This window comes from Bartonella sp. TT67HLJMS, assembly GCF_042193375.1.
Taxonomy (GTDB): Bacteria; Pseudomonadota; Alphaproteobacteria; order Rhizobiales; family Rhizobiaceae; genus Bartonella; species Bartonella grahamii.
In genome coordinates this window covers 15,918-28,288 of sequence record NZ_JBHILP010000014.1, presented here as the reverse complement: position 1 = coordinate 28,288, position 12,371 = coordinate 15,918, and the positions used below count along the sequence as shown (strand labels likewise).

Genomic DNA, 12,371 nt, shown 5'->3' with positions numbered 1-12,371 from the left:
GGGACTTACAATAGGGGTGCATGGGTGAGGCACATTGTTGTGAGGTATTTTATGGTGGTTTATTGTCGTTTTTTTGTGCCCGAGGGTGTCCCCGTATTAAATTTGATGCAAAATGAGAGAAAATAGTCTGAGGTAAAGCGCAGTCTTTCATGATTATAACATATTTATTTATAATGATAATTCATTGCGTTGTCACTTTTAGATAATTCTGAAACTTGTAAGATGTTTTCTTTTCAAGCTTTATTGCTGCCAATTCATCAAAAACATTTTCTTACATGTCACAAGCGGGCTTGGTGAGTGGGGACAAAAACACTTAAGATAAGGAATAAAAATGCCTCTTATGAATGTTTTCAAGTACTAAGACTTATCGCTGCATTTTAAGCTTAAAACGTGTATGAGGGTTTAGCTTTCTTTTCATGAGCGTAAAGATGGTGGTGTATAATAGATTTGATATCACGCATTTTTATATCTTTTATTTTTATAGCATTTATGGGGAAGGCTTTATCGTTATATTATTCATAAATGCTGTTGTGAAATGAGGGGGGCGTGTGTTGAGGGATGTCTCTCGTCATCACTTTTTAAAGAAATTTAAGAAACAAGTCTTGTTTTAGCACATGAATTTATGTGAGACTAAGGTTTTTTACTTAAATTTAGAAACTATAAAATAATCTGTTTTATAGAATTTTAAAAAATACACCTTTTATTTAGAGGGACAAAAATTATGCCGCATGGTGAACTAACGAATCCGGAAACAATTGGAATGTTGCATTTGTTTATGCAAGCGAGTTGGATCGTGAAAGGTGTTATGATCGGGTTGCTGCTCGCTTCCATTTGGAGTTGGGCAATTATTTTTGATAAAATTTTTACGTATCGGAGAATACGGCGTGAAATAAAGCAGTTCGAACGTACATTTTGGTCAGGCAAAGCGCTAGAAGATCTTTATGCGTCATGTAAAAGTCAACACACCAATAGTATATCTGCTGTTTTTATGGCGGCAATGATTGAATGGAAAAAATCTCTTGAAAAAGGGACCCATACATCGAAAAGTTTGCAGAGCAGAATTGATAAGGCTATGGATTTGACGCTGGGGCGTGAAAGTGAAAAAATAGAATCAAAATTAAGTTTTCTTGCGACATTGGGATCTGCGGGACCCTTTATCGGACTTTTTGGAACAGTTATTGGTATTATGGAGTCTTTTCTTTCTATTTCAGCTTCTCAAAATACATCACTTGCCATTGTCGCGCCAGGGATTGCAGAAGCGCTTTTGGCGACCGCTATTGGTTTGTTTGCAGCAATTCCAGCCGTTATTGCTTATAACAAGTTGACTCATGAAAGTGCGCGCATCATTGCACAAATAGAAAATTTTGCTGATGAATTTTCAACAATTGTATCGCGGCGTATTGATGAAACACGCACAGCGCCTTCCTCATTATAAAAAGGAGCTTATCCCATGGGAATTTCTGTTGCTTCTTCTTCTCGCAAAAATACACGTAGGCGCTATCATTCACGAAGCCAACTGATGAGTGAGATCAATGTTACTCCTTTTGTGGATGTCATGCTGGTCTTGTTGATTATCTTTATGGTCTCTGCCCCCCTTTTAGTGAACGGTGTTCCTCTAGATTTGCCTCATAGTCAAGCGGGTCCCGTACGAGCTCAAAAAACGCCCCTTACGGTTTCACTTGACGCGCAAGGGCGCTTTGCCATTAATCAAGATTATTATGAAACGTCACAAGCACTGATTGCACACCTTAAAACTCTTCTGGAAGAAGATGCTACACAAAAAGATCAACGGGTTTTTGTGCGGGTTGCTAAAACTGTTGAATATCAGCAAGTATTAAAACTGCTGGCGGATATTCAAAAAGCGGGGTTTTCTCAAGTTGCGTTAGCAAGTCTAGCACAATAAATAATAAGTAATAAAATTTGCGCATAACCTATTGTTTTTAAGTGTTTTTAAAAGAGCACAGAGTGATTAAAAATGAAAAAATATAAGTCATAAATAAGGCATAAAGAATGAACAAAGACTCCTATCATAGCATGAAACGAGGCTTGGCTTTATCCCTTGTGGTCCATGTCATTTTTCTCAGTTGGGGAGCCGTTCAGTTTACAAGCTCTGTCTCTTTACCACAACCATTGGAAGCAATTCCTATCACTCTTGCTCCTTTAGTGGACGAGTTGTCCTCTCAACAAGGATCCGTGAAGGCTCCTATCCGTGCAATTCCTGCCGTTAAACCAACTATGCAACCACAAGAGAAAGAAGATGCACGCCATATTGGAGAGGGACAAATAGATAGTCTAGCACCTTTTCAACCAAAGGAAAAACTGCGTTCTGTTGAAACAGCATCGCTACCACCAAGCAAGAACACGTCAGAAACATTTGCACCCGAACTTACAAAACCAGAATTATTAGAAGCAAAAACAGAGGATACCCCCAAGGTTGCACCTGAGATGCCTTTGAGCACGCCGGAAGATGCCCCTAAGGTTGCACCTGAGATGCCTTTGAGCACACCACCGGAGGATACTTCCAAGGTTGCACCTGAGATGCCTTTGAGCACACCACCGGAGGATACTCCCAAGGTTGCACCTGAGGTGCCTTTGAGCACGCCGGAGGATGCCCCTAAGGTTGCGCCTGAGATGCCTTTGAGCACGCCGGAGGATGCCCCTAAGGTTGCGCCTGAGATGCCTTTGAGCACACCGGAGGATACTCCCAAGGTTGCACCTGAGATGCCTTTGAGCACGCCGGAAGATACTCCTAAGGTTGCACCTGAGATGCCTTTGAGCACACCGGAGGATACCCCTAAGGTTGCACCTGAGGTGCCTTTGAGCACGCCACCGGAGGATACTCCTAAGGTTGCACCTGAGATGCCTTTGAAGGCTCCGGAAGATGCACTCAAGCCTGCGCACAAAAATGAAGAGATGATATCGCCAAAAGAATTGGCTCCAACGGTACAGAAAGTACCAGCAGAGCAGATTGTTCATCAAGCACCCAAAATTACACTTCCAGAAAAAATTTTTCTTCCACAGTTTAAACCAAAATTTGACGAAGAATTCCCAAGGAAGAAAGGGGCTGCATTGAATCAAAAGACGCCAAAGCTTAACAAGAAAAACCAAGAGAAACAGACCATTGAAGATATTTTAGCACTGGAGGAAAATAATTTACTCAATCGTGCGCGGTCACAAGGAGGGGGAGCAAAACGTTCCCATACACCAGAAGCTTTGGGTGCAAGAAAAAACATTGATGATACCACAAAAATGGCACAAACATTGGTCAATATTGCGGGGGGATGTATTCAACAGAAGCTTAAACTTGTGGCGCTTGGTGGCGATTTAAAAAACCGTCCGGTTGTGCGGTTGCGATTTTATTTAGATCGTGAAGGGATGGTTGTGGGCGATCCTATCATTGATCCCGTAAGCGGTCTTGAGAGTCAACAAGCTATTATGATGAGGCAGGTGTATGCCGCTGTCTTTTCATGCCAACCTTATGCAGATCTCCCACGTGATCAATATGATCTATGGGGGCAAGGTTTTGACTTTAATGTTGATCCCCTCCAAGAAATAAGATGATAAATGAGAAAAAATAAATTGGCTTAACGAAAGGACACATTCCATGATGACTATAACGAGACATAAAGTTTTTGCTTGGTTTATTGTCACTTGCGGGTTGTGGCTTTCAAGTATTTCATCGGGTTATGCGCAATTGAAAGGGACTATTTCGAGCGCTGATTTTAATCCCATTCCCATTGCAATTACAGACTTTATTTCCAATGATTCGATTGGGTTGAAAATATCTGCTGTGGTGACAGCCGATCTTGAGCGGTCGGGGCTTTTTTTACCGCTTAATAAAGAAAATTTTCTTGAAAACATTTCTAATCCTAATAAACAACCGCATTTTGCGTCTTGGCAGAAAATAAAAGCGCAAGGTTTAGTTACGGGGCAAGTCATGAGGGAAATCGATGGACGTTTGAGGGTCGATTTTCGTTTATGGGATGTTTTTGGACAAAGACAATTGAAAGGACGGCGTTTTTATACTGCGACAGAACGTTGGCGGCGTGTGGCACATATGATCGCAGATGAGATCTATAGTGAGATGACAGGAGAAAGTGGTTATTTTGATACACGAATTGTTTTTATCGATGAAACGGGCCCCCAAAATGCACGCATTAAACGCTTAGCAATGATGGATCAAGATGGCGCAAATTTGATTTATATGTCTGATGGAAGTGAATTGGTTCTTACACCGCGGTTTTCCCCAAAAAGACAAGAAATGACCTATATGGCTTATGAGGACAATCAAGTACCTCATGTTTATCTTCAACAAATTGAAATGGGACAAAGAGAGTTGATCGGGACGTTTAATAACATGACAATTGCTCCGCGTTTTTCTTCTGATGGACAAAAGGTCATCATGAGTTTGTTACAAAATGATGGCAGTGCAAATCTTTACACCATGGATTTACGAACTCGTACAATGACGCGACTTACAACAACGTCTGCTATCGATACTTCTGCTTCTTATTCACCGGATGGAAAACAAATCGTCTTTTCCTCAGATCGTAGTGGAAAGCCGCAAATCTATAAAATGAATGCGGATGGGAGTGATATTCAGCGTATTTCTTCAAATGAGGGGAGTTATTCGACACCTATTTGGTCACCACGGGGTGACTATATCGCCTTTACAAAACAATTAAGTGGGCAATTTTCTATCGGTGTTATGCGCCCTGATGGACAAGGAGAACGAATTTTAACCACGGGTTTTCATAATGAAGGACCAACTTGGGCACCCAATGGTCGTGTGCTGATGTTCTTTCGCAAAAATCCCGGTATGGGACCAAAAATTTATACGATTGACATTACAGGACGCAATGAACGACAACTCCCTACACCCAATGATGCTTCGGATCCAGCATGGTCGCCATTGCTCAATATACAGTAAAACAAAATGCTTAAAAACAGAATATAGAAGGAATATAGTCTATACAGTTTCAAGTTTACACAATCTCAATTGTCTTTGATTATTTAAAAGAAGGAATTGATTATAGTGGGCATGGGGAGTTATGTAGATTTCATCTATCATCTACGGTTGTTTATCGACAATGGAATTTCCTTGGGGAAAATGCTTAAAAAAATTCAAAAACGATATCTTGAAAAAATATAGTCGAAAATTCTGAGGTCTCTAGATTTCAACTTTTTATTCAAAGTGTCGCTATATATTTTTGACTTCCTATTCGTTTTGGCTTGCGAAGAGTCTGGACTCTTGTCAAGGGTGTTTTTCTGTTGCTTTCTGATGTGTTTTATTCAAGTACGCTGTTGTTTTAGGTCTGAATATTGACTGATCGGTAATAGCAAAAGGACAGATTTTTAAGATAAATGACATTATTTTATGAAACATACGATGCTATAAAGTTAAAAATTTATCCGCAACGGATTGGAGAGATATACCGGCTTTTTATACAATACTTTGCTAAACAATCAGCTCTAGCTTTTCATTTGCTTATTTTTATTCTGTGATGTTGTAAAACACTGTCATTTGAGGTGTGGCGATATAGGGCATATAAACCTCCTTGAGATATTTAAGTATTTTTTTAAGTGCGTGGCGAATATTTAGGGGAGTGTGTATTTTATGAGCCGTAAGTTTCAAGTGAATTCCATGGGTGATTCGTCATAGGAATACGTCAAGAAAATCCGTATTGTTTACAGACCGGATCATCTTCATTACTTGAGGGTGGGGAGGTTAATCTTAAAGAACAAAAAGATCAGATAGAGAGGGGCTATAGGGATAATCTTTGGGGTATGTAAGAAAGGCGTGAGACTACAGAGTTTTTTATGCTTTATTTTTTGGTGATGTTTTCTGGAATTAATGGCGGTTTTCTTGTTGCACCAACGGTTAGTCCCCGCTATTGACGCGGGGCTTTTATATGTGCGGATAAAGAGGAAAGGTGACAGATGCTTTTGAAGCCCTCATGAATGAAGAGAGGGCTTATGCAAATGGTGGGAATTATACAGATAATTTTGCCAAAATCTCATCGCTGACATCAAAATTGGCATAAACATTTTGTACATCATCATCTTCTTCTAATGTTGAAATCAGCCGTAAAACGGACAAAGCTTTTTCTTCATCTATTGGTGCAAGGGTGGTGGCTTTCCAAATCGTTTTAATCGATTCTGCTTCACCAAGTTTTGCCTCAAGAGTTTTGGAAACTTCACCAATATCTTCAAATGCGCAGGTAATATGATGTCCGGTTTCTTCTGATTGCACATCTTCGGCACCGGCTTCAATTGCTGCATCCATGATGTTATCGGCTGTTCCTGCTTCTGGCTTATAGATTATTTCACCAATCCGATTAAACATGAAACTGACCGATCCTGTTTCTCCTAGGGCTCCTCCTGATTTTGTGAAGGCGGCGCGCACATTTGAAGCGGTGCGGTTGCGGTTATCGGTTAAAGCTTCAACAATGACGGCAACACCGCCTGGTCCATAGCCCTCATAGCGTACTTCATCATAATTTTCGACATCGGTGCCTGAAGCTTTTTTAATCGCGCGTTCAATATTATCTTTCGGCATCGATTGTGCTTTGGCATTTTGAACAGCCAGCCTTAAACGGGGATTCATGGCTGGATCAGGAGCACCTTGTTTTGCTGCTACGGTAATTTCGCGCGCAAGCTTAGAAAATATTTTCGAGCGCATTGCATCTTGACGCCCTTTACGGTGCATAATATTTTTAAATTGTGAATGGCCTGCCATAGTTTTCCTTCCTATTTTAGGGCTTTCTTTCCAGTTGGATACTCTTTAAGAATTTAAGGCGATAAAACACGCATCCCACCAGAATAAATGTGCCACGGCATGAGGTGAAATAATCGAATAAACCCTTTATAAGAAAATTCATCTTAAAGGTAAAGACACCTTAGTTGAGGATCATTACAAGAGAGATCTCTTGTCGTTGAGCAAAAATAACGCTATAACAGAATGTAATCTCATGGCAAAATGGTTTATTCCATGCCTCGCTTTGTTTTAGGAGTGGTTGGAGAGACCTAACATATAAAAAGTTCTAGTGCTCTTGAGTGGGCGGTAACCGGCCTCATAGAAGAGGCGCAGAAGAGGATTTATAAAAATGGCAACGCAACTTTTGATGCCCAAAGCAACAGCTGTTTGGTTGGTTGATAATACAGCTCTTTCTTTTGATCAGATTGCAGAATTTTGTAAATTGCATGTCTTGGAAGTAAAAGCTATTGCCGATGGTGATGCGGCTTATGGTATTAAAGGTTTAGATCCGATTAGTTCTGGGCAATTGACGCGCAGTGAAATTGCACGGGTGGAGGCTGATCAAAACGCACGCTTGAAAATTTCTCAATCTAGGGTGCATATTCCTGAAAAAAAACGCAAAGGGGCGCGCTATATCCCTCTTTCTCGACGCCAAGATCGTCCCAATGGTATCCTATGGTTGGTTACGAACCATCCCGAGTTGAAAGATGCACAAATTGCACGGTTGATTGGGACAACAAAAGCGACAATTGAACAAATCCGCCTTAGAACCCATTGGAATAGTGCAAATTTGGTTCCTCTTGATCCTGTAGGACTTGGTTTGTGTTCGCAAATTGATTTAGATTTTGAGCTCCAGCGTGCGGCGAAAAATCGCCCTGTTGCTGCAGAAGAAGATAGGTCGTTGCTTCCCGCTTCTGTGACGGAAAACGCTGACCTAGAGGAAAATGAGCGTGAAGAAAATCTGCATAAGACTTTTGATGCTGATAAAGTTTTTGCAAAGTTGAACGCGCTGCAAAAAAATCGTCAAGATCAAGATGATGCATAAAAAGCCATAACGTATAAGGGAAACATTTCTTATGGAAATGTTAGAGGAATGGCTGGAGAGAAGAAAATTTGGCAGAGACTCAAAAATAAAAATGATGACCAAAAAAACAGAAAAATTTCGTCTTCATTAGGAATTAACGGTTATTCTTGAAAATATTTTTAAGAATTTACCCTTCTTTACGACACTCAAGGAGAAACGGACTATGCGCTCTACCAAAAAAACCTTCTCTCATTCTTTAGCTATCCTCTTTTTTTTCTCACTATGCTTGGGTGGGTGTGGCAAAAAAAATGTCGGTACACTTAACGGTATGAATGGCGCTTATATGAATGATGCTGGTTTGAATCAGGTGTCACCAGGCTCAGGACAAGAATTTACGGTTAATGTGGGTGATCGCGTATTTTTTAGTCTCGATTCTTCTTCACTTGATGCTGATGCTGAACGTATTTTAATGCGCCAAGCGGAATGGTTGCTTCATTATCCTTATTATTCTATTATGATCGAAGGTCATGCTGATGAGAGGGGAACACGTGAATATAACTTGGCACTTGGACAGCGCCGTGCTGTTGCTGTGCGAAACTATTTGGTATCTCTAGGTGTGTCTGAACAACGGATTCAAACAATTTCTTACGGAAAAGAAAGACCTGTAGCAGTATGTGATGATATTTCCTGTTGGAATCAAAATCGACGTGCTGTGACAACGTTGAGTGACATGAATAGTCATTAAAAAGAAGATTGTTTGTTTCAACTATTCAATGAGCTCTTAAGGGGAAAAAAGAATGTATCGTAAAATCAATTGGAAAACTATCTTTTATATGGCGGTTTTCATGGCTTGTTCTACTTCACTTGTTCAAAGTGCGGCACGAAGGGCTTCCGAATATCCTGCACATGATACGGATAAAGTTGATGAAGTTGATAAGGCATCTAGCGCGGAGGAAAAAGCCACTGACACTGCTGATAAGGCTATTGATGCAGTGAAGAAAGCACCTGAAGCAGCTGATAAAGCAGCATCTAGCGCGGAGGAAAAAGCCACTGACACTGCTGATAAGGCTGTCGATGCAGTGAAGAAAGCAGCTGAAGCAGCTGATAAGGCAGCATCTAGCGTGGAGGAAAAAGCCACTGACACTGTTAATAAGGCTGTCGATGCAGTGAAGAAAGCACCTGATGCAGCTGATAAGGCAGCATCTAGCGCGGAGGAAAAAGCTACTGATACTGCTGATAAGGCTATTGATGCAGTGAAGAAAGCACCTGAAGCAGCTGATAAAGCAGCGTCTAGCGCGGAGGAAAAAGCCACTGACACTGTTAATAAGGCTATTGATGCAGTGAAGAAAGCACCTGAAGCAGCTGATAAAGCAGCATCTAGCGTGGAGGAAAAAGCCACTGACACTGTTAATAAGGCTATTGATGCAGTGAAGAAAGCACCTGAAGCAGCTGATAAGGCAGCATCTAGCGTGGAGGAAAAAGCCACTGATACTGTTAATAAGGCTGTCGATGCAGTGAAGAAAGCACCTGAAGCAGTTGATAAAGCAGCGTCTAGCGTGGAGGAAAAAGCCACTGACACTGTTAATAAGGCTATCGATGCAGTGAAGAAAGCACCTGAAGCAGCTGATAAGGCAGCATCTAGCGTGGAGGAAACAGCCACTGACACTGTTAATAAGGCTATCGATGCAGTGAAGAAAGCACCTGAAGCAGCTGATAAGGCAGCATCTAGCGTGGAGGAAACAGCCACTGACACTGTTAATAAGGCTATCGATGCAGTGAAGAAAGCACCTGAAGCAGCTGATAAGGCAGCATCTAGCGTGGAGGAAACAGCCACTGACACTGTTAATAAGGCTATCGATGCAGTGAAGAAAGCACCTGAAGCAGCTGATAAGGCAGCATCTAGCGCGGTGGAAAAAGCCACTGATACTGTTAATAAGGCTATTGATGCAGTGAAGAAAGCACCTGAAGCAGCTGATAAGGCAGCATCTAGCGTGGAGGAAAAAGCCACTGACACTGTTAATAAGGCTATCGATGCAGTGAAGAAAGCACCTGAAGCAGCTGATAAGGCAGCATCTAGCGCGGTGGAAAAAGCCACTGATACTGTTAATAAGGCTATTGATGCAGTGAAGAAAGCACCTGAAGCAGCTGATAAGGCAGCATCTAGCGCGGAGGAAAAAGCAACTGACACTGTCAATAAGGCTATTGATGCAGTGAAGAAAGCACCTGAAGCAGCTGATAAAGCAGCGTCTAGCGCGGTGGAAAAAGCCGCTAGTGTTGTGGAGCACCAAGGGATTATTTTAGAGAATCAACAGGCTTTATTTAAAGATTATGATTTAGATAAGCTTTTGCATAAGATACGAATGGTGCTTGAGCATAACAATCTAAAAAATGTTAACAAGCAGTTTCATGGGCTTTTTGATAAAAAATCCCCGTCCGTTTATTCTTGTTCTTTTGAAAAGTCCGCTGTGGATGAAAAATCTCAGACTGTAAAAGAAGAGATGGAGCAGGAGCATAGTACAGGTGATCAGACAAAGGTTGCTGCTGTGGAAGCTAAGGTAGAGAGTCATGATCATGAAAACAGTCAGCATTTTGACAAAGCGCATGAAGTAAGTGCTCAAATTGAAGCACATCAGAGTGACAATCTTTCTTCTTCTAAAGCTTTGTATAAGGAAGGGTATGATTTTATTCGTTCTGCCAACTATGTTGATGCTGAAAAAAGCTTTTGCGCTTTTCAAAATCGTTACAAAAAAGATTCTTTGAGTGATGATGCTTTATTTTGGTTGGCTGAATCTTTGTTGGGACAAAAACGCTATCATGAAGCAGCGCAAGTTTATCTTACCGCATGGTATGCAGATAAAAAGAAGCTCTATACCTCCGAGATTTTGCTGAAATTAGCAAGAAGTATGATCGCTCTTGAGCCAAATAAAGACGATTGTGCTCATTTTGTGAAAAAATCAAAACATCAAAAAACATTAGAGTCTATTTTTTGTAAACCTGCAAAATAAATAGCGAGGTCGTTTTCGGTGTGCGTTAGACTGGCAAGAAATCTCTTTAAAACATCGGATTTTATTCAGTGTCAAAAGTTGATTCTTGCCGTCTCAGGGGGAAGTGATTCTTTGGCTTTGATGTTTTTGGTCAAAGAGCATTTGGAAACTCTCTCAGTTCCTCCAGAAATGATTGTTGTCACGGTTGATCATCAATTGCGTAAAGAATCAACGCGTGAAGTAGAAACTGTTGCGAAAATTTGTCGAGTCCATCACATTAAACATATTGCTGTGCGGTGGGAAGGTGAAAAACCAAAGACGCATATTGCTTCCAGTGCTCGTGTTGCACGCTATGATCTCTTGGTTAAAGAAGCACAAAAACAAGGCGCATCAGTTATTATGACGGGCCATACACTCAATGATCAGGTTGAAACCTATCAAATGCGGTATCAACGTCTCCAAAAAAATAGAGGTGCGTTGCACGGTGAATTTGGTGCCGTGCGTGATGAGGTTTATTCCAATGGTTTTGCCGGTGTTTTGCGCGGTGAAGCCGAGGGTATATATGATGAGGATCATGCCAGAGAAACGGGAAAAAATATTGCCGAAAAAAACTATGGTCCCCTATATGAGCGTGGTTTATCCTGTATTCCGCGTGAGGCGTTGTTGCATAGAAAAGTGCGTTTGATTCGGCCGCTCCTTGGTGTAAAACGCCAAACATTACGGAATTATTTACGCTTACAAGGACAAACATGGATTGATGATCCAACCAATGAAGATCGCAATTTTGAACGTGTGCGCGTGCGTCAATCTCTTCATCCTGAAAAATTGGCTTATATTGCTCAAAAAATAAATGAAGCCGCATTGCAGCGTCGTCAACAAGCGAAAAATATTGCTGATTTGATCTTAGCGCTGGATATTACTGTTAAACATGGGCGTTGTTTCATAGCAAAGCCTGCGCTATTTTTACAGAAACATTCCAGTTTTCCTTTTGTGGTGGGGCTCTTTGCGGTGCTGATGGGAGGGGGATTTTATTTGCTTCCCAATCAAAAATTAAGCATGCTTGTTCAAAAACTTTGTCTCGATTCTCCAGAAAAGAAGCGTTTTACTTATGCGGGCTCTGTTATTGAATATAACAAGCACGGAATTTCTTTTTGGCGTGAAGGGAGAAATATGAAAGAGGCTATTGTTGAGCCAGATAAAACTTTTATATGGGATGGGCGCTATCAGATCACAAATCATGGATCTGAGGCTATAAAGATTGGAGCTGCAAATTTAGAACAGCTGAAATTTTTATTGAAAAATAGCGATTTTGAGCTTGAAAAGCCTCATTTTCCCTCTTTACAATCGCTGCTGATGATCTCAAATCACAAAGGGTATGATATTCCAGAGTTGATTTCTCAAGCAGTTGTTCATAAACATGTTATAATCAAGCGGATTATGGCACCTTTCGATTGGCTTTCTTCACGAGAAGATGCTGCTGTGGTAAATGTTGTGGAACCTTTTTTTAATATTGAGGTGAAAAGATAAAGGAAAATTACGCTAAAAGAAAATAAACAGCTTCTCATCTCTTGGCAAGGGGCTGACAAGGTTATATGTTAAGGGGAAC

The 12,371-nt window shown here is 41.0% G+C and carries 9 protein-coding genes; 8 read left to right on the top strand and 1 reads right to left on the bottom strand.

Going from position 1 to position 12,371, the window contains the following annotated elements; all coding sequences use genetic code 11:
- The first annotated feature begins 721 nt into the window (after positions 1-721).
- The 4 genes from tolQ (at position 722) to tolB (ending at position 4,930) form a co-directional block, all read left to right on the top strand.
- Positions 722-1,435, top strand: coding sequence for a protein TolQ (gene tolQ / locus ACFIJQ_RS08065; protein WP_015856945.1), 714 nt, complete (start codon positions 722-724; stop codon positions 1,433-1,435).
- A gap of 15 nt (positions 1,436-1,450) precedes the next feature.
- The gene (tolR, locus tag ACFIJQ_RS08060; protein ID WP_273787696.1) at positions 1,451-1,903 is read left to right on the top strand and encodes a protein TolR; all 453 of its coding nucleotides are present in this window, start codon (positions 1,451-1,453) and stop codon (positions 1,901-1,903) included.
- A gap of 107 nt (positions 1,904-2,010) precedes the next feature.
- Entirely contained in the window at positions 2,011-3,561 is a 1,551-nt protein-coding gene (locus tag ACFIJQ_RS08055; RefSeq protein WP_375629714.1) for a cell envelope biogenesis protein TolA, read from the top strand.
- Positions 3,562-3,604: 43 nt separating this feature from the next.
- Positions 3,605-4,930, top strand: coding sequence for a Tol-Pal system beta propeller repeat protein TolB (gene tolB / locus ACFIJQ_RS08050; RefSeq protein WP_015856942.1), 1,326 nt, complete (start codon positions 3,605-3,607; stop codon positions 4,928-4,930).
- Positions 4,931-5,992: 1,062 nt separating this feature from the next.
- On the opposite strand, the gene ACFIJQ_RS08045 is transcribed toward tolB, so the two are convergent.
- Positions 5,993-6,739: a YebC/PmpR family DNA-binding transcriptional regulator gene (locus ACFIJQ_RS08045; RefSeq protein ID WP_005774608.1), complete on the bottom strand. Its 747-nt coding sequence runs from the start codon at positions 6,737-6,739 to the stop codon at positions 5,993-5,995.
- Positions 6,740-7,106: 367 nt separating this feature from the next.
- Here ACFIJQ_RS08045 and ACFIJQ_RS08040 point away from each other — a divergent pair, with 367 nt between their 5' ends.
- From ACFIJQ_RS08040 to tilS, 4 genes are all read left to right on the top strand, one after another.
- The gene (locus tag ACFIJQ_RS08040; RefSeq protein ID WP_273787698.1) at positions 7,107-7,802 is read left to right on the top strand and encodes a DUF1013 domain-containing protein; all 696 of its coding nucleotides are present in this window, start codon (positions 7,107-7,109) and stop codon (positions 7,800-7,802) included.
- A gap of 202 nt (positions 7,803-8,004) precedes the next feature.
- On the top strand, positions 8,005-8,526 hold the full coding sequence (gene pal / locus ACFIJQ_RS08035; RefSeq protein WP_375629710.1) for a peptidoglycan-associated lipoprotein Pal: 522 nt from the start codon (positions 8,005-8,007) through the stop codon (positions 8,524-8,526).
- Positions 8,527-8,578: 52 nt separating this feature from the next.
- Positions 8,579-10,786: a tol-pal system protein gene (locus ACFIJQ_RS08030; protein ID WP_375629707.1), complete on the top strand. Its 2,208-nt coding sequence runs from the start codon at positions 8,579-8,581 to the stop codon at positions 10,784-10,786.
- Between the two features lie 18 nt (positions 10,787-10,804).
- Entirely contained in the window at positions 10,805-12,292 is a 1,488-nt protein-coding gene (gene tilS, locus ACFIJQ_RS08025; protein WP_375629704.1) for a tRNA lysidine(34) synthetase TilS, read from the top strand.
- The last annotated feature ends 79 nt before the right edge of the window (positions 12,293-12,371 follow it).